21 protein-coding genes are annotated in these 22,324 nt (G+C 38.1%); 8 read left to right on the top strand and 13 right to left on the bottom strand.

What is annotated here, in order from left to right:
• Positions 1-88: 88 nt before the first annotated feature.
• The 5 genes from AC27HL_RS03355 to rpsP all read right to left on the bottom strand — a co-directional run bounded on the left by AC27HL_RS03355 (position 89) and on the right by rpsP (position 3,032).
• A complete protein-coding gene (locus AC27HL_RS03355; RefSeq protein ID WP_487078950.1) occupies positions 89-754 on the bottom strand; it encodes a PEP-CTERM sorting domain-containing protein in 666 nt (221 codons plus the stop codon).
• Positions 755-1,029: 275 nt separating this feature from the next.
• Positions 1,030-1,383: a 50S ribosomal protein L19 gene (rplS, locus tag AC27HL_RS03350; RefSeq protein ID WP_487078949.1), complete on the bottom strand. Its 354-nt coding sequence runs from the start codon at positions 1,381-1,383 to the stop codon at positions 1,030-1,032.
• Between the two features lie 12 nt (positions 1,384-1,395).
• Positions 1,396-2,181: a tRNA (guanosine(37)-N1)-methyltransferase TrmD gene (gene trmD, locus AC27HL_RS03345; protein WP_487079892.1), complete on the bottom strand. Its 786-nt coding sequence runs from the start codon at positions 2,179-2,181 to the stop codon at positions 1,396-1,398.
• A gap of 43 nt (positions 2,182-2,224) precedes the next feature.
• Positions 2,225-2,755, bottom strand: a complete 531-nt coding sequence (gene rimM, locus AC27HL_RS03340; protein ID WP_487078948.1) for a ribosome maturation factor RimM — start codon at positions 2,753-2,755, stop codon at positions 2,225-2,227.
• 28 nt (positions 2,756-2,783) lie between these two features.
• Positions 2,784-3,032, bottom strand: a complete 249-nt coding sequence (gene rpsP, locus AC27HL_RS03335; RefSeq protein ID WP_487078947.1) for a 30S ribosomal protein S16 — start codon at positions 3,030-3,032, stop codon at positions 2,784-2,786.
• A gap of 293 nt (positions 3,033-3,325) precedes the next feature.
• Between rpsP and AC27HL_RS03330 the strand changes: the two genes are divergently transcribed.
• Entirely contained in the window at positions 3,326-4,294 is a 969-nt protein-coding gene (locus AC27HL_RS03330) for a DMT family transporter (RefSeq protein WP_487078946.1), read from the top strand.
• 77 nt (positions 4,295-4,371) lie between these two features.
• On the opposite strand, the gene ffh is transcribed toward AC27HL_RS03330, so the two are convergent.
• A complete protein-coding gene (gene ffh / locus AC27HL_RS03325) occupies positions 4,372-5,751 on the bottom strand; it encodes a signal recognition particle protein (RefSeq protein WP_487078945.1) in 1,380 nt (459 codons plus the stop codon).
• A gap of 209 nt (positions 5,752-5,960) precedes the next feature.
• On the opposite strand from ffh, the gene AC27HL_RS03320 reads away from it, so the two are divergent.
• The 3 genes from AC27HL_RS03320 to AC27HL_RS03310 all read left to right on the top strand — a co-directional run bounded on the left by AC27HL_RS03320 (position 5,961) and on the right by AC27HL_RS03310 (position 9,312).
• A complete protein-coding gene (locus AC27HL_RS03320) occupies positions 5,961-7,040 on the top strand; it encodes an SO_0444 family Cu/Zn efflux transporter (RefSeq protein WP_487078944.1) in 1,080 nt (359 codons plus the stop codon).
• 105 nt (positions 7,041-7,145) lie between these two features.
• Complete coding sequence (locus AC27HL_RS03315; RefSeq protein ID WP_487078943.1) at positions 7,146-7,946, top strand: cytochrome C assembly family protein; 801 nt, start codon at positions 7,146-7,148, stop codon at positions 7,944-7,946.
• 79 nt (positions 7,947-8,025) lie between these two features.
• The gene (locus AC27HL_RS03310; protein ID WP_487078942.1) at positions 8,026-9,312 is read left to right on the top strand and encodes an HlyC/CorC family transporter; all 1,287 of its coding nucleotides are present in this window, start codon (positions 8,026-8,028) and stop codon (positions 9,310-9,312) included.
• Between the two features lie 724 nt (positions 9,313-10,036).
• On the opposite strand, the gene AC27HL_RS03305 is transcribed toward AC27HL_RS03310, so the two are convergent.
• Together AC27HL_RS03305 and gshA are read right to left on the bottom strand one after the other, a co-directional pair.
• A complete protein-coding gene (locus AC27HL_RS03305) occupies positions 10,037-10,660 on the bottom strand; it encodes a transglycosylase SLT domain-containing protein (protein ID WP_487078941.1) in 624 nt (207 codons plus the stop codon).
• 582 nt (positions 10,661-11,242) lie between these two features.
• Entirely contained in the window at positions 11,243-12,811 is a 1,569-nt protein-coding gene (gshA, locus tag AC27HL_RS03300) for a glutamate--cysteine ligase (RefSeq protein ID WP_487078940.1), read from the bottom strand.
• Positions 12,812-13,153: 342 nt separating this feature from the next.
• Here gshA and AC27HL_RS03295 point away from each other — a divergent pair, with 342 nt between their 5' ends.
• Positions 13,154-14,512 (top strand): Na+/H+ antiporter NhaC family protein, encoded by a 1,359-nt coding sequence (locus AC27HL_RS03295; protein WP_487078939.1) that lies wholly within the window; start codon positions 13,154-13,156, stop codon positions 14,510-14,512.
• Positions 14,512-15,216, top strand: coding sequence for a TIGR01621 family pseudouridine synthase (locus AC27HL_RS03290; protein ID WP_487078938.1), 705 nt, complete (start codon positions 14,512-14,514; stop codon positions 15,214-15,216). Before AC27HL_RS03295 ends, AC27HL_RS03290 begins: the two co-directional genes overlap by 1 nt.
• A gap of 96 nt (positions 15,217-15,312) precedes the next feature.
• On the opposite strand, the gene AC27HL_RS03285 is transcribed toward AC27HL_RS03290, so the two are convergent.
• Positions 15,313-16,659 (bottom strand): sodium-dependent transporter, encoded by a 1,347-nt coding sequence (locus tag AC27HL_RS03285; protein WP_487078937.1) that lies wholly within the window; start codon positions 16,657-16,659, stop codon positions 15,313-15,315.
• Between the two features lie 260 nt (positions 16,660-16,919).
• Positions 16,920-17,402 (bottom strand): YajQ family cyclic di-GMP-binding protein, encoded by a 483-nt coding sequence (locus AC27HL_RS03280; RefSeq protein WP_487078936.1) that lies wholly within the window; start codon positions 17,400-17,402, stop codon positions 16,920-16,922.
• 174 nt (positions 17,403-17,576) lie between these two features.
• On the opposite strand from AC27HL_RS03280, the gene AC27HL_RS03275 reads away from it, so the two are divergent.
• Both AC27HL_RS03275 and AC27HL_RS03270 read left to right on the top strand, forming a co-directional pair.
• Positions 17,577-17,936, top strand: coding sequence for a VanZ family protein (locus AC27HL_RS03275; RefSeq protein ID WP_487078935.1), 360 nt, complete (start codon positions 17,577-17,579; stop codon positions 17,934-17,936).
• A gap of 5 nt (positions 17,937-17,941) precedes the next feature.
• Positions 17,942-18,838, top strand: a complete 897-nt coding sequence (locus AC27HL_RS03270; RefSeq protein WP_487078934.1) for a ketopantoate reductase family protein — start codon at positions 17,942-17,944, stop codon at positions 18,836-18,838.
• An 86-nt stretch (positions 18,839-18,924) separates the two neighbouring features.
• Here the strand turns inward: AC27HL_RS03270 and thiI are convergent, their stop codons facing one another.
• The 3 genes from thiI to pomA all read right to left on the bottom strand — a co-directional run bounded on the left by thiI (position 18,925) and on the right by pomA (position 22,215).
• Positions 18,925-20,379 (bottom strand): tRNA uracil 4-sulfurtransferase ThiI, encoded by a 1,455-nt coding sequence (thiI, locus tag AC27HL_RS03265; RefSeq protein WP_487078933.1) that lies wholly within the window; start codon positions 20,377-20,379, stop codon positions 18,925-18,927.
• A 118-nt stretch (positions 20,380-20,497) separates the two neighbouring features.
• Positions 20,498-21,442 (bottom strand): flagellar motor protein MotB, encoded by a 945-nt coding sequence (locus tag AC27HL_RS03260; RefSeq protein WP_487079891.1) that lies wholly within the window; start codon positions 21,440-21,442, stop codon positions 20,498-20,500.
• An 8-nt stretch (positions 21,443-21,450) separates the two neighbouring features.
• The gene (gene pomA / locus AC27HL_RS03255) at positions 21,451-22,215 is read right to left on the bottom strand and encodes a flagellar motor protein PomA (protein WP_487078932.1); all 765 of its coding nucleotides are present in this window, start codon (positions 22,213-22,215) and stop codon (positions 21,451-21,453) included.
• Positions 22,216-22,324 lie beyond the last annotated feature (109 nt).

Below are 22,324 nucleotides of genomic sequence, written 5' to 3'. Positions count from 1 at the left end.
GCTGTCATTTGATGGGTTTATAAATATGTTTCTGCAAACACAAAAAACCTCGCATTTGCGAGGTTTTCTATTAGTTAAAATAAACACCTTAAAATCTTCGGCGTTTAGTTAAGCCTAGAATACAGGCCATTAAGATAAATATACTAATTGTAGACGGCTCAGGAAGGTCAACAGCTTGTGGCTGCACCTGAGCTTCGCGATAAGTAAAGAAAGATTGAATACTTTTTCCACTTGGAATTCGAATGTAATCACCTAAAGAGACTATACCAATACTTTTGCTTTTGCTGTAATAAGCCATATATTGTTCATAGGTTGCACCTAACTGATCACTTGTAAATCCCTTTATACCATAGAAATTTGATCCCATGCTCATAGATTCACCCAGTATGGCTAAATCATCAACTAATTCAATATATGCAAGCTCTGGTGAGCTATAGTAAGAATAGCCTGAACCTGATGCTACCGTGCCATATGCCGAGTTATCTACCGAAATAAGACCAAAATTAGTTAGAAGCACACTAACCATGTCACTACTTGCAAATTTCCAACCATCATCTAACTCTAGCAAATAATTTTGATATTCAGTCAAATTCATCGTACGAGTAAATGACAAATCAAGCCATTCGTAATTTGTTTCAGAATCAAAAGTGATACCATTAGTAATGCCAGCATAGTCACGTTCAATTAGTGACGCTAAAGCTGGTTTGGCTAGCATAAACAAAAGTAAGACTGGTAAATAAACGATACCGCGCATTAATGGATGCCCTCTAGTTAATTATCTTAAATTATATGAGCGACAAAGCTCTGACGAACTGGCTATTCCATTAACACTTCCATTACAAGTTACACATATTTTGTTACACTTGCAATATTTATTTGCAAGATTCAATATTATTTTTCTTAATAAACAGTTCTTTATTCACTGGTATAACCACATTACAAATAGAAATAAAAGTCACAAAAAAACCTGTGTGGTTACCCACACAGGTTTCTCTCAAGCTTGGAAATAACTCTCTAATTAAAGAAAGATTATTTTTTTGCCAATTTCTCTTTGATACGTGCAGAACGACCTGAACGCTCACGAAGATAGTAAAGCTTAGCTTGACGTACATCACCGCGACGTTTGACTTCAATTGAGTCAACGATTGGGCTATGTGTCTGGAATACACGTTCAACACCTACACCGTTCGAAATTTTACGAACAGTGAATGCAGAATTGATGCCGCGGTTTCTAACAGCGATAACAACACCTTCAAATGCTTGAAGACGTGATTTATCACCTTCAGTAACTTTTACTTGTACTACAACAGTATCACCTGGGCGATATGCTGGTACATCTTTTTTCATTTGTTCAGCTTCAAGCTGCTTAATAATATTACTCATAATACCTTCTTCCTAGGGTTCACAGTCATCAACAGCATTTTTACTATCAGCTTTTATAGCTGCTAACATTTTTTGCTGCTCCGCTGTCAGAGCTAGGTTAGTTAATAATTCTGGTCTTCTAGTCCAAGTTCTTTCTAACGACTGATATTGGCGCCATTGCCTTATATGTTCGTGATTACCACTTAATAGCACTTTAGGTACAGCAGCAGTTTCATGTTCAGAAACTTCCATGACCTCAGGCCTAGTATAATGTGGACAATCTAATAAACCGTCAGAAAATGAATCCTGCTCAGCCGATTGTTGATGTCCTAATACTCCAGGCACAAAGCGTGCTACGGCATCAATTACATTCATTGCTGGCAGTTCCCCACCACTTAAAACATAATCTCCGACCGACCATTCTTCATCTATTTCAGATGTTATCAGTCGTTCATCTATGCCTTCATAACGTCCTGCGATAAATATCAGTCGGTCATGCTGTGCTAATTCGCGTACACCAGCTTGGTCCAATTTTCGTCCTTGCGGGGACAAATAAATAACCTTAGCTTTTTTACCATCCAATTCTGCAGCTTTTCGAGCTGCATGAATAGCATCTCGTAATGGTTGTACCATCATAAGCATTCCTGGTCCGCCACCGTAAGGTCGGTCGTCCACAATGCGATGCTTATCATGAGTAAAGTCTCTTGGGTTCCACTTATGAAACTCAATTAAGCCATTACGAATCGCTCGGCCTGTCACCCCATACTCAGTAATTGCGTCAAACATTTCGGGAAAAAGGCTAATTACCCCAATCCACATTTTCTTATCACTAAGATTGTTTGCTATTCCACTATTACTCAAGTTAGAAACCTGGGTCCCAGTCAACACAAATTTGTTTATCTTCTTTACTAATTGAAAGAATCACTTGGTTCATTAAGTAAGGGATTAACCTTTCTTTTTTACCAAAGCCATCTTTTAGATTAGCTTTCACAACCAGTACATCGTTAGCGCCCGTTTCCATTAAATCGGAAACCTGACCTAGGTTATAACCTTTATCAGTAACTACTGTCATGCCGATTAGATCACGCCAATAAAATTCACCTTCAGGTAAATCCATTAGTGCTTCTTCACTAACAAATATTTCTGAACCAACCAGCTTTTGAGCTATGTCGCGATCGTCTATACCTGCCACTTTTACAACAAGACCATTGTTATGTTTGCGCCAATCGGTAATTTCTACTGATTGTATATTATTTCCTAATTTTAGTGACCAAGGAAAATAGTCAAGTATGGCATCAGGCTCATCTGTAAATGAATGTATTTTCAACCACCCTTTGATACCGTAAACAGCGCCTACTTTACCTAAGGTGACTTCTTTACCAATAACGTCCACAAATAACTCCCTACACCTACCAGATTAATTAAGCTGCTTTTTGAGCATCTTTAACTAACTTGGCCACACGATCAGATACAGTTGCACCTTGACCAACCCAATGGTTGACACGGTCTAGGTCTAAACGTAATTTTTCCGCTTGACCTTTTGCTGTAGGGTTGAAGAAACCAACTTTCTCGATGAAACGACCATCGCGAGAGTTACGGCTATCTGCAACAACAACCTGATAGAATGGACGCTTCTTAGCGCCGCCACGAGCTAAACGAATGGTAACCATATCGTCCTCTATATAATTTAAGTGTTAAAACGAATTTTCCAGACATTTCCTGTCGACCAAGCGACAGAAAAGCTCGCGTATTCTACGCTTTTTTGCTAACAAATCAACCTAATTCACTCTCAGAATTATAAATTGTTCAATATTCGCGTTTTTTCATCGACTTAGCGAATACCAATAAAATTGATGATTATTTTAATATCCCAATCAGGTTTTCGACTATATAATCCCGCGCTCTTTATCAATGCAAGTCAATTATTGACGAAGCCATTGCTCAATTCTGGGCAGGAACAACAATGACACAATTAGCAAACAGCAGCGTAAAAGGATTAATGCTAGCACTAACTACCGCGATAATGTGGGGACTACTACCTTTAGCGCTGAAATCGGTATTAACACTGATGGATGCTTATACCATTACTTGGTATCGATTTATATTTGCCGCCTTTTTTGTTGGCTTACTGTTACTCGCAAAAAAACGCGTTCCGTTGTCAATTTTAACGCAACCGAAAAGACTAAAACGCTTGCTGTTTGCCGCGATATTTTTAAGCCTAAATTATATTCTTTATTTAAGCTCGCTGCATTTCGTACCCGCTGAAACGGCTCAAATGTTAATACAAATGGCACCATTTCTTATGATTGTCGGTGGCGTTGTTTTTATTAAAGAGCACTTTAGTCGTGGCCAAATGCTTGGGTCAATTATATTGCTTAGCGGCTTACTGATGTTTTTCAATCAACAATTTATAGCCGATGCAGGAATAGATAGCGATGCTTTTGCCGTCGGCTTCTTTATAATGTTTGCCGCTGCCATTACTTGGGCGGCTTATGCCATTATTCAAAAGAAAATGCTCAGATACTACAGCTCGAATCAGGTCATGTGGTGCATTTATATAGTGAGTACAGTGTTCTTTTTGCCCTTAGCAAGCCCAAAGCAAATATCGTCACTGGATTTAACCGCATTACTCTTACTCGTTTTTTGTTGTGCAAATACCTTAATTGCATACGGTACGTTTGCTAAGTCCCTTGAATATTTACCCACGGCAAAAGTCAGCGCAACGTTAGCAATAACTCCCTTGTTAACAGTATTATTTTCAACAATTGCAGAACATTATTGGCCGCAGCATTATCAAGCTCAACATTTAAACATACTTGCTTATATTGGCGGCGGTGTTGTGGTACTAGGCTCAATGTTAACGGCCCTTGGCGATAGAATACTTAGTAAACGCAAGATTAATGCATTTAAGCAATATCTGAAAGTCAGTTAATTTGGTCACTAAAATAATGCTAATAAAAAAGCAGCCTAGGCTGCTTTATCAAATGAGTGAATTAGATGGCTTAATAATTAACGACCAAACATGCCGCCCATACCACCGCTTGGTGGCATCATGCCTTTCATTGAGCGCATCATCTTCTTCATGCCGCCTTTGCCCGACATTTTTTTCATCATTTTTTGCATTTGAGTAAACTGCTTCAATAACTTGTTCACATCTTGAATTTGCGTCCCTGAGCCTGCTGCAATACGGCGCTTACGCGAGCCCTTTATAATTTCAGGGCGCTGGCGTTCAGCAGGCGTCATCGAATTGATCATAGCTTCCATTCGAATGGTGACTTTATCGTCCATTTGCCCTTTCATTTGCTCTGACATATTACCCATACCTGGCAATTTGTCCATCAAGCCCATCATACCGCCCATGCTTTTCATTTGTACTAATTGGTCACGAAAATCTTCTAAGTCAAAACCTTTACCTGTTTTAACTTTTTTAGCTAGCTTTTCTGCTTGCTTACGGTCAACCTTCTGTTCGACTTCTTCAATTAAAGAAAGAACATCGCCCATGCCCAAAATACGTGAAGCAATACGATCAGGGTGAAACGGCTCTAATGCCTCGATTTTTTCACCAACACCCATGAATTTAATAGGCTTACCAGTAATATGTCGAATAGATAGAGCAGCACCACCACGGGCATCACCATCGGTTTTCGTTAAAATAACACCAGTTAATGGCAAGGCATCATTGAATGCTTTTGCCGTGTTAGCAGCATCTTGGCCGGTCATGGCATCAACGGTGAATAGCGTTTCAATCGGGTTAATTGCCGAATGTAGCGCCTGTATTTCAGCCATCATATCGCCATCAATATGCAGTCGACCCGCGGTATCAACAATTAACACATCGAAAAAGTTCTTCTTAGCGTGGTCAATAGCGGCGTTAGCGATATCAATTGGCTTTTGCTTGATATCACTCGGGAAAAAACCAACATTAATTTCATTAGCTAAGGTTTCAAGCTGTTTGATAGCGGCCGGGCGATAGACGTCAGCACTCACCACAAGTACTTTTTTCTTTTCACGCTCAGTTAAAAATTTTGCTAGCTTTGCAACAGAAGTGGTTTTACCCGCACCTTGTAAACCTGCCATTAAAACAACAGCCGGTGGCGCTGCTTTTAAGTCGAGTGCTTCATTAACTTCACCCATTGCAGCTTCAAGTTCTTTTTGCACTATTTTTACGAAAACCTGCCCTGGCGTTAAACTTTTCGATACATCTTGGCCAACAGCACTTTCTTTTACTTTGGCAATAAACTCACGAATAACAGGTAAGGCAACATCGGCTTCTAACAATGCCATACGTACTTCACGTAAGGTATCTTTGATATTGTCTTCAGTCAGGCGGCCGCGACCACTGATATTTTTTAGCGTTTTCGTTAAACGATCGGAAAGATTTTCAAACATGGATGACTCTAATAAATAGCTAAGCGCAAATAATTGTCTCTATTATACCCGTACAATTAATTAGCGAAAGTAGAAGTTATATAATTAAGATAATGACGTAATTTCATAAAGCAATAGCCATTAAAGCAAAAAAGCTGGCATACAGATCAATATTCATAAAAAAAACTATGATAAACTGCTGTTAATTACATCACTTTTTTGGATTAAGTGTGAATACCCTGATTGTATTTTTTGATAATTTGTTGCAGTTAAGTGCGGAGGCAAGTCCGTGGCTGATACTTGGCTTATTGATTGCTGGATTAATGAAAGCTTGGGTACCCAGTAAAATTTTAAGCCGACATTTAGGCCAAGGTAATAAAGCCATTGTAAAAGCTGCTTTAATAGGTGCACCTTTACCTTTATGCTCGTGCGGTGTAATACCTGTTGCTACTGAGCTAAGACGTTCAGGTGCATCCGCGCCTGCCACATCAGCCTTTTTAGTCGCAACACCTGAAACCGGCGTTGATTCCGTTTCAGTTTCTTATGCTTTATTAGGGCCTATTTTAGCTATCTATCGCCCAATTACCGCTGTGTTATCAGCAATTTTCACTGGCGTATTAGTGGCGAGTTCAAAAACTGAAAAGCCAATTAATAGCAGTGAAAACCAAACAACTAGTTGCTGTGCAAAACAGTCAACTGAGCCTGAACTACAACAAGTACAGTCAGCAAATTCCTGCTGTGCAAGCAAAACAGTGAAAAAAACCGACAGTTTTTTCACAAAAACACTGGCAGGTATACGTTATAGCGCAACACAATTAGTTGATGATTTAATAAAGTGGTTATTGGTAGGTTTATTATTTGCCACCCTTGTTCGAACATTTGTGCCAGCTTCATTTTTATTAAGCTATGGCAGCGGCTTAGGTGCAATGCTAGTGATGATTGCCATGTCGATCCCTATGTATATATGCGCAACTGCTTCAACTCCAATTGCCGCAGGTTTTATTATGGCAGGCATTTCACCAGGTACTGCTTTAGTATTTATGATGGCCGGCCCAGCAACTAATATTTCGACCTTAGGCGTCATTAAAAATGAAATGGGGAAAGACGTATTAGTTAAGTATTTACTTGGCATTACAATATCGGCAATTTCATTTGGTTTATTACTTGATTGGGGCTTAGGCTATTTTATGATAGATATCAGCCAACAAATGCAACATAGCCATGAAATATTGCCTTATTGGTTTGGTTTAACTTGTGCGGGAATATTAGTTTTCCTCGGCATTAAGCCTTTACGTAAACTATTGATATAAATACGACGTTAGTGATGGTGTCGAGATTTTAATCTGCTAGAATCCCAGCACCAACATGTCTACCATAGTTAATTAATGGACAGTTTTATTTTTTCGGAGCTCTTTGTGGAATTTTCAAGTATTAGTTCATTTGCTGCCTTTGTATGTTATAGCCTTGCTACGCTATCCATTTTGTCGCGTTTATTTCACCCCAAAGGACCAAACTTAATCATCACGCTAATTTTTGCTTGTTTAGCGATTATTTTCCATGCATTAAGTAATTCACAATTTCTTTTTAGCAACAATAACTTAAATTTTAGTTTACCTAACGTTGTTTCCTTGGTGAGCTTAGTTATAACCTTAGTGATTTCAACCGTCGCGTTACGTTTTAAAGTTAATTTACTATTACCCGTAATTTACGGTTTTGCAGGCCTATGGCAGCTAGGTATGATTTTTATTGCACCAATGGGCAATATGGAAATAGTCACCGATAAATTAGCTATGCTAAGTCACATTACGCTGGCATTGGTTGCTTATTGTATTTTAGTTATTGCCACCTTGTATGCCTTTCAAGTTGCTTACATTAATATGAAGCTGAAAAGTAAAAATTTGCAGGCCGTAAATCAATTACCACCATTAATGCAAGTAGAACGACAACTGTTTAGCATCCTTCTAATAGGCAGCATTTGTTTGCTGGCAAGCCAAGTTTTAGGCTTTATATTTCTTGATGGTATGATTTCAAAAGAAAATGCTCATAAAACTATTTTATCTTTACTCGCCTGTAGCCTATATTTTATTACGTTATGGGGACACTTCAAACAAGGTTGGCGCGGTCAACGCGTGCTATTTTTAACGGTAATTGCGACATTCATTTTAACTTTGGCCTATTTTGGCAGCCGATTTGTGAAAGAGTTTCTCTTATTATAAATTTTAAGGTATAAGTTACTTTATTACGGTTAGTTGTCGCCATTTAGCGACTTAGTTCAATTTATATAAGGCCCCCTTTTTGGATAATATCTCAACAGATATGCTATTTGTCATTCTTGGCATACTTATTTTCATATCTGCTTATTTTTCTGGCTCTGAAACTGGCATGATGTCTATTAATCGTTATCGATTAAAACATTTAGAAAAACAGAACCATCGTTCGGCTAAACGTGTTAGCCAACTCTTAAAACGCCCAGATCGTTTGATAGGTCTAATTCTTATTGGCAATAACCTGGTTAATATTGCGGCATCGGCTATCGCGACAATTATTGGTATTCGTTTTCTTGGCGATGTCTATGGTGTTTTAGCAGCAACTATTATTTTAACCTTAGTCATTTTAATATTTGCTGAAGTTACCCCTAAAACTTTAGCGGCGTTATATCCAGAGAAAGTCGCATTTCCAAGCTCAGTAATTTTATCACTATTACTTAAGGTACTATTTCCGCTTGTTATTGCGGTTAATTGGATCACTAATGGCATACTGGCGATGTTAGGCATTAGTTCTGAGCAGCGTGAACAGCACAGCTTAAGCTCGGAAGAATTACGAACTGTGGTAAATGAATCTGGCGCCATGCTCAAATCTCAAGATCAAGATATGCTGGTAAGTATCTTAGATTTGGAAAAAGTTACTGTTGAAGACATTATGATCCCACGCAATGAATTGGTTGGTATTGATATCAATGAAGATTGGAAGCGTATTCAAAAACAGCTGACACAATCAAATCACACTCGTGTTTTGTTATATAGGGACAATATTGATGATGTTGTAGGTTATGTGCACATGCGTGATGCCCTAAGATTAGTGTCTAAAAGTCAATTTACTAAAGCGACGTTGTTACGCGCGGTACGTGAGCTTTATTTCATACCTGAAGGCACACCGCTCAATGTTCAATTACTTAAATTTCAACGAGCAAAAGAGCGCTTAGGGCTTGTTGTTGATGAATATGGTGATATTCAAGGCCTAGTGACACTAGAAGACATTCTTGAAGAAATTGTCGGTGATTTCACCACCACAATGACGCCAACAACAAGTGATGAAGTTAATATACAGCCTGATGGCAGCTATTTGGTAGATGGCAGCGCGACAGTGCGTGATATAAACAAAGAGATGACCTGGAGTTTTCCAACCGATGGGCCAAAAACAATCAACGGCTTGATTTTAGAATATTTAGAAGATATTCCAGAAGCCAATTTAAGCGTTCGAATATCTGGCTACCCATTAGAGATCATTGAAGTAAAAGATAATATGATCAAGACGGTAAGGATCTTACCCGATTTTTATGACGGTGAAACTAGCGAAGACTAATCACCAAAAAGTTCAAGCATTACGTGTTATCTTTGTTAAGCGCTAGCCTATAGTTAAAGCTAGTGCTTTTTTATCGCAATAAATTCACATTTACATACCTTTTAATAATGAGTTCCGCTACTTTAGATCACTCTACTTCTTTGCAAAAACATTTAACGATCCATTGTCAATCTCATGAAAATTACCAAGCTAAAGGGGGATTTTTCGCCAGCTTAAGCGAAATAAATTTACAGATTCACCTATTTCAGCAACTTAGTTATAAAAAGTTGACCAAATATCGCTAATTTGTGGATAGAACATTAATCATTGAAAGTTAATAACAAAGTTATACACAGGTTTAGATCTAAGGATCAAGTTTCCACAATTTCTGTGGATAACAAATGCAAGCCCTATGCGTATTAGGCTTTGTGTTTTGCAAACAATTTTTAGCAAAAAATTGAAGTTTTTTTTAAATATTATTTTGGCTATTTTCTAGCCCGTATTACACCTAGAATCGTTGAAAAATAATACAAAATTTTGCTTACATGGCAAGATGTATGCAGTGAATTATATGCAAGAAATGAAAACCGCCATTACGATGAGAATAGTAGTCAACGTTAACAGAAAATTGTTCACGTTAAACTTCAATCTCAAGCAGTATGACTTTTAAACGGGGTAAGAACTTTAAAGAATAGAAATAGCTATAAGGTGTCGACAATCATCCTTGCGACACCTTGCAAGCAATTTAATCACCAAAGAACAAGCGCCACAACCAGCCATGGTTCAGCTCTTTTTCACAGCTTTTTAGTTGACTACCATAACGTTTGGCTCGATTATCAACTTTACGAGCAACTTTTACTAACCAGGCCTTCTTTTTATAAGTTTTACGCTTAAAACCACCCCAACCTTCGTGGTAATTTAAGTACTGGCTATAAGCGTCCCATTTAGAGATTTTATTTATCTTCTGAGTTTTAAAAATAAACCAGCCCATAAAGTCGATAGCATCTTCAAAATCATCACGATCAGCGCCAGAATTATCTGTCTCTCGCACATAGTCATCCCAAGTCATAGTTTTCGCTTGTGAATAACCATAGGCGGTGCTAACTCTTCCCCAAGGAATAAAACCGAGTAAATAGTCTCTTGGCGGTAATGCATCAGCCTTAAACGAGCTTTCTTGATACATCATACTCATGGGAACATGAATTGGCACACCCCAGCGCTCTCGGGCATCTTTTGCGGCAAAGTACCAATCACGATGTTCTCTAAATATTTCACATAAGTTTTCGGGGTTTTTAGGCGGACTTGTCGCACAACTCGATAGCATTAAACAAGTAAGAATTGAAGTCAGAAGTGTTTTATAAAAATTCATGAAAACAGAACGTTAGTTTTTAATAACAATATCATGCCAGAATAATTTAAGGTTTTCAGATAAATGTCGCAATTTTTTACACTTTAATAAAAATATCTGTAGCGTATTGATATTTATGGTTAAGCAAAAGTTACATTGTTCTGAGCAGTTTTTAACACTGAAAATAATTAAATTTAAATTTTTTGAACCATTTCAACTTTACAGGCTCATAGTAATTGAGAGAGTTATTCCCCTTGAGTGTTTTGTTATACCGCACATTTATTTCTTAATAAATGTGCTTTTTTTTACTCAAAATTTAAAATTAATTTTATACAGGCATTTTTTCAATGAAATATAAGAACAAAACTACGGCCTAATTCATTGTTTAAATTATATTTTTTAAATAATTTAAATTTACACAAATTAAATCGAACAAAAAATGAACTATCGGAAATTTACCTTGTCAAATGTATTGAAAGCAAAACCTCCCTGGACTGCTTTCTTATTATTTGCAGCGCGTTGCCCTAACGCGCTTTTTTTTGTTTGTTATATTTGCAAGCTTAAAACAAGCTGCTGCAAATAATAAATCTAGCCCATAGTTGGCTACGAAAAATAATCTCTAATAAAAGTATCAAAATCTACATTATCTGCAGCCTCTATTTCAGCTTGCTTCAATAAAGATTCACTAACGGTGTTAGCAAAGTATTGTTCATCAAATTCTTGATATTCTTTGGCTAATAAACCTTCTTTATACTGACTAGCATTGGTTAAAGCCATTTTTGTTAATGACTGATTTTCATTAACAACTTTCGCTAATATTTGTGCTGAAGGAGTTAGGCCAGCATTATTAATTTTTTCAGCTTCGGTTACTAAAGCCTTTTGGTATAAGTCGCTGTCATTTGCCTGGTCAAGCAAAGTCGCGATACCAACCAACTTAGTGAAGATTTCATTACCCCATAGTGGAATTGATTTTTCATCACCATTGTCGTTTAGTAATAATGCAGGGTCTCGGCCTTGTACAACAACCGCATCCATATTTTTTTCGCATGCGCCTTGTTCGCTACACGTTAATTCAGGACTGTTTTCAAGCAAGCAAAATGTAAGAAAAATATCTAAAAAGCGAATTTGTTCGACACTGATCCCTGTTGCGGAAAATGGATTAACATCTAAAGCTCTAACTTCAATGTATTCCACACCTCTATTCTTTAAAGCTTCCGATGGCTTTTCGTTTGATTTCGCAACACATTTTGGCCTAACTGGCGCATACAACTCATTTTCAATTTGCAATACATTACTATTAAGTTGCTGATATTTGCCATCAACCTTAATACCTATTTCAGCAAACTTTTTAGATGGTAAATTGATGGCATCTTTAACACCGTCTAAATAGCCAGTTAAGTTGTTATAACAAATCTGCAGTGATGACTGCTCGCTATTGGTGTAGCCTAAATCACTCATTCTTAACGAAGTCGCATATTCAAGGTACATATAACCTTTTTCAGTTTTTTTAAATGGTAAATTGGTTACTTTATTTTGTAAAAATGAACCACAAATGGCAGGAGAGCTGCCGTACAAGTACGGAATTAACCAACAAAAGCGTTTATAGTTTCTCAATAGCGCAAAATACTTCTCTGAAATATAATCATCAAGTGGTGTCGTACTTTTCTCAATACTTTGCAAAGATAGCCAAAAGCTTTTAGGAAAGGAGAAATTAAAATGAATACCCGAAATCACCTGCATCATACTGCCATAGCGATTTTTTAAACCTTGGCGATAAACAGTTTTCATTTTGCCAATATTAGAGCTGCCATACTGGGCTAAAGGAATTTTTTTATCATCTTCAACAAAGCAAGGCATACTCATTGGCCACAGTACTTCACCATCAAGCTGACTGAGAGTATATTTTTGCACATCTTCAAGTTGTGCTATTGCCACCTCAGGCTTATGGCTAACCGGAGTTATAAATTCCAACAAGGTTTCAGAATAGTCTGTGGTGATATTCGGGTGTGTTAGCGCCGAACCTAACTTTTCACTGTGCGTACGCTCAGACAAGCGACCTTGAGGCAAAACTCTCAATGCTTCACGTTCAATACCACGGCCAATTTTACTTAAAGATGCGAAATGGCTTTCATTGCCAAGTGCTGTGATATATTCGTTTAATGATAATGTCAAAATAATTCCTGATGCGATACGCCAGTAAGTAAGAGCTATTTAAGGGTGAAACGTAAATTTTCAATGCCTACAGTCATTTATTATTATGTAATTATGCGCTAGGTCAAACAAATAAAGTATAAGCAAACATTTCTAAAAGCAAAAACTCACTTTATAAGCCTTTATTAACAACATAGTCTTAAGCTTATTTTTATTAGTATAATAACAAGCAATTAAATTAAGACCTGATTAAATCCATAAATATTTCTACACTTTAGCCATCTTGTTTCATATGGGTAAATTCAGTTTCTTATTAACTTAGCTTACGGTAAAGTGAGCGAAAAATAATAATAAAGGTTTGCCATGCAAGACAGCATTTTTAGTTTACTTCCCCCGCTTGTTGCCATCATTATCGCAATTTGGCGAAAAAACGCGCTATTTGCATTATTTTGCGGTGTCATACTTTGTCATCTAATGATTGTTAACGGCAGCCCAATTGCAGGTTTAACCGGCACGTTTTTTGGCATTACTGAGGTATTTTCTTCTCTGGGTAATGTTTATATCATTAGTTTTAGTTTGCTTATTGGTGCTCTTGTCACTTTGATGAATCAATCTGGCGCAGTAAATGGCTTTATTAACCATTTAGCGTCAATTAATTTGGTTAAAAATAGCCGTCAAGCGAGTATGTTGCCAACCGTGATTGGCACAACCATTTTTACAGATACCAATCTCAGCATGTTTACCGCAGGCATGGCTAGCCAAAAGCTATTTGATCACCATAACCTGAGTCGTGCGCGCCTTGCATACCTAGTTGATTCCACCTGTGCGCCGGTCAGTATTTTATTTTTAGTTAATGGTTGGGGCGCCTATGTATTAGGATTGCTCGATGGCTATTCTTTTGATGATCCTGTCGGCATACTTATAGGGACTATTGGTTATAATATTTACGCGATTATTGCAGTTGTAATGGCATATTACACCGCTTTTAGTGGTAAAGTTTTCGGCCCAATGAGGCATGCTGAGTCGCTTATTAAAACTGAGAACAAAGCAGAAGTAACTCAGGTGTCGCCTGCCAAAATCATGTGGTTACCTATGATAACGTTATTGGTCTGCACTTTTGTTTTACTCTGGTTTACTGGTGAAGGTGACATTCGTCGTGGCTCAGGGGCCTTCTCTGTATTCTGGTCTGTAATCGCCGCATTAACCCTGTTAGTGATATTAATAACTGCACATAAGCTAATGTCATTTAACAGTATATTTAAAGCCGCTTTTGCTGGCATTAAACACATGTCACCCGTTGTTGCGATATTGGTATTATCGTTTGCTTTCGGCGATGCCATAAAAGCACTCGGTACTGGACTGTACGTTAGCCAATTAATTAACGTTGAAGTACCACTCTTTTTAATGGCGCCAATTCTATTTACCGCCGCCGCAATTATGGCATTTGCAACAGGCACATCTTGGGGCACGTTTGCCATTCTAATCCCTATTGCAGTCCCCATTGCTCAGCAAAGTGGCTTACCTGTTGAATTTCTAGTCGCAGCAGTGTTAGGTGGCGGTATATTTGGTGATCATGCTTCACCAATTTCTGATACCACAGTTGTCGCATCACTTGCTAGCGGCTGTGATCATTTCAAACATGTGAAAACTCAATTACCATACGCTATAGTTGGAGCTGTATTAACCATGTTTGCTTACATCTTGATTGGCCTAAGTTTGTAATGACTAACAAAACCATCAACATTATTGACGAGCAAGATGATTTTTTAATTGCTGATAAACCAGCAGGTTGTAATTTTCATGATGAAGAAAACATTGGGTTGGGCTTTTATTCACAAGTAAAAAAGTTTGCTTTTGAACAGCTTGGAATTGATGAAATTTATCCGGTTCACCGGCTCGATAAGATGACATCAGGCTTAATTATTTTTGCTAAAAACATCAATGCGGCACAAGCATTTCAAGTTTTGTTTGAGCAGCATCAAGTCGAAAAATATTATTTAGCTATCGCTGATGGCAAACCTAAAAAGAAACAAGGTCTTATTAAAGGGGATATGGAGAAAAGCCGCCGAGGTATGTGGAAATTAATGCGCTCCACAGAAAACCCCGCCATCAGCCAATTTAACTCTTATTATATCGCGCCAAAAAGACGGTTATATTTAATCAAGCCTCATTCAGGTAAAACCCATCAAATTCGTGTTGCACTCAATAGTATTGGAGTGCCTATTTTTGGCGATCCGCTATATGGTTTACATGACAATGCTGACAGAGGCTATTTGCATGCTTTTGCATTAAAATTTACTCTAAATAGCAACGGCTATTTCTACTGCCTAAGGCCAACTGAAGGGAAAGAATTTACCGACATTACTACAACCACGGTTATAGAAGAGCTAACTCCGCCGTGGCAGCAGGTGTGGCCAAAAATTTAGCGCATCTGTTTATACAAAACTAATTTAGCTCAATGCGTTCTGCAATTAAAAGGGCTGCAAGTAGCAGCCCTTTTAATTCAAAACCATTTCCGCCTATTAAAGCGAGTGCCAAAACACAATGGCAATTGCTGTTGGGCAAACAAACTTAGTGTATAACGGCCAAATCTTCCAAAATAATGAATGTTCAACCATATCATTACCTTGCTTTAACTCAGTCAAAATATCATTTCGATACCATATCCAACCGACGAAAACACAACAAAGCATGGCAATAATTGGTTGGCCATACTGAGTTGCCAAAATAGCCACAAAATCAAGCATAAAGCTAATATTAGCAATAATAATCGAGCTTAAAATAAAAATGCCTATGCCAATATAAGTGGTTACCTTTTTACGTTCGATATTGTGGCGTTCAACCGCAAATGATACCGGCCCTTCTAACATAGATATTGACGATGTTAATGCTGCCACTGACATTAAAATAAAAAAGGCAAATGCAACGTATAAACCTATACTGCCCATGCTGTTGAACAAACTAGGCAAAACGGCAAACACTAAACTCGAACCTGAAATTAAACTACCATCTTCCGCAAAAATTGCTACACCCTGAGCTTGTGCAACATACATGGCAGGTATAATAAGCAAGCCTGCTAAAAAGGCGATTGAAACATCAATTAAGGTTACTTGTGCGCCCAAAGTAACCAGATTTTCTTTTTTCGAAATATATGAGCCGTAAATCACCATAACACTGGTACCTAACGACAATGAAAAGAACGCTTGTCCTAAAGCACTGATCAATAAATCAGGCTCTAACACCCGGCTGATATCTGGGTTCAAGTAAGCATTAACGCCTTCTCTAGCACCTTTTAAGGTCATTACATAAGATATTAACCCAAGTAGCAAAAATATAAGTAATGGCATCAAACGCTTCGACCATTTTTCTATTCCTTCTTCAACACCGCGACGAATGATGAAAATGGTTAAAAACATGAATAATGCACAGAATAATAAATTTCGTTGTAACGATTGCGTCACTACCCAGTCTGCAGCAGAGCTCATACCCAGCATGCGCGCAAATGGTTCAACTGCGTACGACATCATCCAGCCAGCTAAAATACCATAAAAACTCAAAATTAATGCCGCACAAATAATGCCACCAAAGCCAACAACAAAGGCAAAGCGCTTATGAAAAACCGAACGAGAAATTTTTTGTAATGAAGTTACTGCATTCGCTTGACCATAGCGACCAATAAGCAGTTCCGCCATAAAAGCGGGATATGCCAAACAAAACGCCAGCACAAGATAAACCAGTACAAACGCAGCGCCACCATTACTCGCTGTTTGAGTGGGGAAGCCCCATATATTGCCTAAGCCTACTGCTGAGCCTGCAGCAGCCATGATAAAACCTATGCGTGAACTAAACGCACCTCTAGAAGCAGCCATCTAAAACCATCTTATTATTATTTGGATGAAGCTTAATCTACTTAAACTGCTGGCAAAAAAACAGCGTTTATTGAGAAAATTCTTCTCTACAAGCGGTTTTGACTAATTTTCAACCGTAAAGATATAGTTACTGGTTAAATTACAGGCAAACATAAAATAAGGCGAAAACTGAGATAACAGCACTTTAAAAACAAAAAAGAGGCACTTTGCCTCTTTTACATAATTCAAAAAATATCGCACACCATAGTTAGAATTGACGATTAATCTCGAAAGTTGTTGAATTGAAAAGACTGTTCTAATTCTGCTTCTCGCACTAGTTTCATTACTGCTTGTAAATCATCACGCTTCTTACCAGTAACTCGCACTTGCTCGCCCTGAATTGAGGCTTGAACTTTCAACTTACTATCTTTAATTAATTTAACAATTTTTTTAGCTACAGGTTGCTCAATACCTTCTTTAAAGGTAACCACTTGGCTAAAGTTTCGGCCTGAACTTTCAACTTTACCTAAAGTTAAGGCTTTAGCGTCAATATTTCTTTTCGCTAGTTGCCCTCGTAGCATATCGGTCATTTGTTTTAAACGCCCATCGGCATCCCCTTTCATGGTCACTGTTGGACTTTTCCAGGTAAAGCTCGCATCTACGCCGCGAAAGTCATAACGCGTCGCTAATTCACGAGTGGCATTATCAGTCGCATTTCTTACTTCTTCCAAATTTATTTCGGAAACAATATCCATTGAAGGCATAATTAGTCTCTGTCTTGCAAAAATTAGCTTTATATTATCAATTTATGGAGTCAATACCAATATTTCACCATAGTGAATTAAACACATTCTCTACATAAGATAGATAGTGTTAATAAGCAAGCCCTGCTATGATGCTGACTATATTTACTCGCTAAAGCAGACAACAAACGCTCAATGAAAAGCCGCTATCACTTATCTATTCTCACCGCACTTGTGTTAATGTTTTTCGCGCTCTATTTTAGTTCCGATGAATTCAGGCGTCTGGTTTTTCGAAGTACCCAAATTGACTCAATAGGTCATATTATTAGTTTTTTTGGCTTAACTTGGGTGTTACATAGTATTTTAAAGTTACCTCTGCTTAATACTATGCTAACGGTTGCTTTTTACGGCGCCTTAACGGAAGTTGGTCAATTTTATTTAGGTTTTCGTAGTGGCGAATTTAATGACTTTTTCTCTGATCTGGTCGGTATTGCGCTATTTGGACTTATTCGCTGGTCAATTCTAATGTATCGCAATCGCTCGAGTGTGAACTAACGCCAATGAATATTGTTATCGTTGGACAAGGTGCTATTGGTTTACTTTGGTACCATCACCTGAGTAAATCAAACGAAAACAAAGTACGCTTGTTATGTTCAAAACGTGTTAGCAAACCTCCGAGCGAAGTCTTATTTACTGATATAAAAGCAATGACTGTTGCACAGCCATTAGCGTTGGCAAGCACTGAAACATTGGCTAACGCCGATATAATATTAATTTGTGTGAAATCTTACAGTATTGAATCTGTTATTAGCGCAATTAAAAACAATATAAGCGCTAACACTTCGCTTGTGTTTTGCCATAACGGTATGCTGGATAAAAAGCAATTTAGACAATTATCGCAACCTTGTTATAGCTTATTAACCACTCACGGCAGTAAAATAATTCGACCTTTTCATGTTGCACATACGGGTTTAGGAGACAACGATATTGGTTTGTTTCAAGGCGATGCCAACGCCAATGCACAAGAGAAATTAATCAACTGTTTATCGCAGGCATTGCCTAAATGTAATTTCACTGATGATATTAAAAGTAAACAATGGCTAAAGCTGGCGATAAACTGTGTGATCAATCCACTAACGGCAATATATGATATCGACAATGGTCAGGTTTGTGCGCAGAATTACAGCACTTCAATTACAAATATACTTGAAGAAGTTATCTTAATAGCGCGTCAAGACGGAGTGAATTTTGACCTTAAAGCCTTAACGGCTCTTATACTTGATGTAGCACAAAACACCGCAACTAACTGTTCATCAATGCGCAGTGACATTCACAATAATCGAGCAACAGAAATTGATTATATCAATGGCTATGTCGTTAACATAGCGAAAAAATTTAACCTTAACGCGAAACATAATGCACAAATGGTTAAGCAAGTTAAAAGCTTAAGCCACTAAAAACAAAAGGCCATGGTGACTAACCATGGCCTAAAACTCTGTGCTATATAAACATACTTACTCTAGCACGACACTTGATAGTGAAGTTATGGGCGATAAACTTTCACATTAGTGAAGCCAGCACCTGCTAAATACAAGGCTTGCAATTTGCTCATCACCCCTTGATCGCAGTAGAGTAAATAATCTTTAGATTTATCTAAATCGCCAAACTGAGTTGCTAACTTATAAAAAGGTAAGTGCTGTATTTCAACACCATCAATTTCTAATGGGTTTTCGTCTTCTTCTTCCGGGCTGCGAATATCTAACAATACCGAGTTTTCTGGAATATTATCTAAAGTATCTATCGCATGAATTTCTTCTTCGCTATCTTTACCAATATCGCGAATATCGAAAACACGCGCTTCTTCAACCACTTTATCTAAAATTGAAAAATCGAAATTTGCTTCTTCTGCTTCAACTTTCGACAACACAGCTTTAACCGTTGGTTTTTTCGAGATGACACCACAATATTCAGGGATCGTTTTTGCAAAATCTTCAGTACCAATTTTACGTGCAATATCAATAATATCTTGCTTGTCGTAAGCGGCTAGTGGTCTTAAAATCAGGGTATCTGTTACGCGGTCAATCACATTTAAGTTTGTTAAGGTTTGGCTTGAAACTTGCCCTAATGCTTCACCGGTAATTAAGGCTTGAATGCCCATTTTGTCAGCTACTTTGGCAGCGGCACGCATCATCATGCGCTTAAGTACCACACCCATTTGACCGTTTTCGATATTTTCTAAAATTTCCGCAACAACGGGTTCAAAATCAACGGCAAAAAATTTCACTTTGTGAGAAGCGCCATACTTATCCCATAAATAATGGCTAACTTGCTTTACGCCAACTTCATGTGCAGCGCCACCTAAATTAAAGAAACAGTAATGAGTCCGCGCACCTTTTTTGATCATCTGATAACTAGCCACGCCTGAGTCAAAGCCGCCTGACATTAAAGATAAGACATCTTCTTGGGTGGCAATTGGAAACCCTCCCATGCCTATATGCCGCTCTGTTACAATAAATAAATTTTCATTTTTTATTTCTAAATGTACGGTAACATCAGGCTTTGATAACTTAACGCGTGCAGATTCAACTTGCTGGTTTAAACCTCCACCAACGTATTGTTCCACTTTTATCGAGTTAAAATCGTGTTTTCCGGTACGTTTCACACGAACGCAGAAACTTTTGTTTTCTATCGTTTTAGCATGAACAGCTAAAGTTTTTTCGTAGATATCATGAAGATCAGAAAAATCTGTTTGTTGTACTTCAATAAACTGCGGAATACCAGGAATAGACTTTAGGGTTTCAATTAACTTTAAGCGATTTTCTGGCGTATTATTAGCGGTGTTAACTTCAATATTGTCCCAGTTCATACGAGTTGTGACTTTTTCATCAACCCGGCGCAAAACATTTTTTACATTTGACTCTAAAATCTTAGTAAAACGCTTACGCACTGGACGGCTTTTAATGGTAATTTCAGCCTGTAACTTAACAATAAATTTCATCGATAATAACACCCATATTTAGAATGGCGCGCATTATACACTAAATTTGACGACAGCCATAAAAAAAGGAGTACGCCATACGCACTCCTTACTTTTCAATAGTTAAGTTATCGACTAATCACTCTTGTCGAATGGAAACTGGCTCAGTTTCTTTCGCTTTACCTTGATTAATGGCAATTTCTACGCGGCGATTACGACGACGATTCAAGCGATTATTATTAGGAACCAGTGGCCTAGTATCAGCATGACCAACAACTAATAATCGTGATTGGTCAAATCCTGGCACTTTAATAATTTCATGCGCAATAGCCACGGCTCGCTTACTTGATAAATCCCAGTTAGAAGTAAATAGCTCAGAATTAATACCTTGGTTATCAGTATTACCCGAAATCATAATCTCCCCTGGTACGGTATTTAGCAATAAGCCAATATCGCGCATAATCGGCTTAAACTGCGGTTGTAAGAATGCCGAGCCGGAGGGGAATGAACCATTCTCACGAATTCGAATAATCACTTGTTGACCTAATGACTCTAGCTCAATGGCACCATCTTGAATTTGCTGCTCAAGCTGGTCAGCTATTTTTTTAACCAGTTCATTCACCTGTTCTTGCGACGCTTGCTCTAATTCATCTTTGGCTTTTTGCATCGCTTGTGCTGACATTTCATCTGCCGTGCTTTGCGATTGACCACCACGTTCGGTACCCCGTTGCTCTTGTCGGCCACCCGCTGAAGTTTCATCCCCCGCCTGAAACTCCAACATTTGCTGGGTCATTTCCATGGTCTGTTGTTGAATAACTTCTATCGGTGTCGGCTCTGGCTTACCAGGACGAAACTCCTGGGCAATAATACTGGTTCCCTTAGGAATATCTTTTACCTCAATTTTATTTTGCACACCAAAGGCAAACTTCATTGAGCCTGCAATTTGCTTAAATTTTAAAACATCCATTTCGGAGAAAGACAGTAATAAAACAAAGAAGCACATTAACAGCGACATTAAGTCAGCGAATGTTCCCATCCACGCGGGTAGCCCCGGTGGAGGACATTTACATTCTTCTTCCATAATTAATCCCCCTACTCTTCGGTGGTACTAATTGTGCGCTTACTTTCGGCAAGGTAGTTCTTCAACAAACCTTCAATTACACGAGGGTTTTGGCCATCTTGAATACCTAGTACGGCATCAAGAATTAATTGCTGATTCATTTTTTCTTCATTTAAACGAAGCTTAAGTTTATTTGCGATTGGGATTGCAATAACGTTCGCTAAGAAGGCGCCGTATAAGGTAGTTAACAATGCTACCGCCATTGCCGGGCCAATTGCTTTCGGGTCATCCATATTTGATAACATAGCAACTAAACCGATTAAGGTACCTATCATGCCCATTGCGGGTGCAACATCTGCCAAGCCCATCATCATGCCTATGCCTGTTTCATGGCGCTCACTGGTTAAGGTAATATCTTTTTGCAAGGTGCCTCGTACCACATCTGCGTCATGGCCATCAACCAACATATCGACACCTTTTTGCATAAAGGCATTTGAAATTTCAGCTTCTTCCAACGCCAAAAAACCGCCCTTACGAGCGGCATCAGCCATTTCTACTGACTTTTCAATTAATTCATCAGGCTGTTCAATTTTAAACAAAAATGCTTTACCGGCGATTTTACCTATGGTGAAAAACTGCCCAAGATTATAATTTGAAAGCACCACAAAGATTGAACCACAAAATACAATCAGTATAGATTGGGTATCGACAAACATATTAATGTCGCCACCTAACACCATTGCCATCACAATAAAACCAATAGCGCCTACAATTCCCAATAGCGTTGCTAAATCCACAAATGCCTCCGATAAATTCTCAAGATATACTCGCTAAGTTGATAATACCTGATGAATAGGTGTTACGCGAATACTTATATTTTTGATAATACCTCTATTATCGCCCATA

It is taken from the genome of Colwellia aquaemaris (assembly GCF_057548755.1).
The sequence above is the reverse complement of the archived record's forward strand: the minus strand, read 5'-3'. Positions and strand labels throughout refer to the sequence as shown.

Coding starts and splice junctions, on each gene's coding strand:
- AC27HL_RS03355 (WP_487078950.1), bottom strand. CDS start 754: ATGCGCGGTATCGTTTATTTACCAGTCTTACTTTTGTTTATGCTAGCC.
- rplS (WP_487078949.1), bottom strand. CDS start 1,383: ATGAGTAATATTATTAAGCAGCTTGAAGCTGAACAAATGAAAAAAGAT.
- trmD (WP_487079892.1), bottom strand. CDS start 2,181: ATGTGGATTGGGGTAATTAGCCTTTTTCCCGAAATGTTTGACGCAATT.
- rpsP (WP_487078947.1), bottom strand. CDS start 3,032: ATGGTTACCATTCGTTTAGCTCGTGGCGGCGCTAAGAAGCGTCCATTC.
- AC27HL_RS03330 (WP_487078946.1), top strand. CDS start 3,326: ATGACACAATTAGCAAACAGCAGCGTAAAAGGATTAATGCTAGCACTA.
- ffh (WP_487078945.1), bottom strand. CDS start 5,751: ATGTTTGAAAATCTTTCCGATCGTTTAACGAAAACGCTAAAAAATATC.
- AC27HL_RS03305 (WP_487078941.1), bottom strand. CDS start 10,660: ATGAATTTTTATAAAACACTTCTGACTTCAATTCTTACTTGTTTAATG.
- AC27HL_RS03295 (WP_487078939.1), top strand. CDS start 13,154: ATGCAAGACAGCATTTTTAGTTTACTTCCCCCGCTTGTTGCCATCATT.
- AC27HL_RS03290 (WP_487078938.1), top strand. CDS start 14,512: ATGACTAACAAAACCATCAACATTATTGACGAGCAAGATGATTTTTTA.
- AC27HL_RS03285 (WP_487078937.1), bottom strand. CDS start 16,659: ATGGCTGCTTCTAGAGGTGCGTTTAGTTCACGCATAGGTTTTATCATG.
- AC27HL_RS03280 (WP_487078936.1), bottom strand. CDS start 17,402: ATGCCTTCAATGGATATTGTTTCCGAAATAAATTTGGAAGAAGTAAGA.
- AC27HL_RS03275 (WP_487078935.1), top strand. CDS start 17,577: ATGAAAAGCCGCTATCACTTATCTATTCTCACCGCACTTGTGTTAATG.
- AC27HL_RS03270 (WP_487078934.1), top strand. CDS start 17,942: ATGAATATTGTTATCGTTGGACAAGGTGCTATTGGTTTACTTTGGTAC.
- thiI (WP_487078933.1), bottom strand. CDS start 20,379: ATGAAATTTATTGTTAAGTTACAGGCTGAAATTACCATTAAAAGCCGT.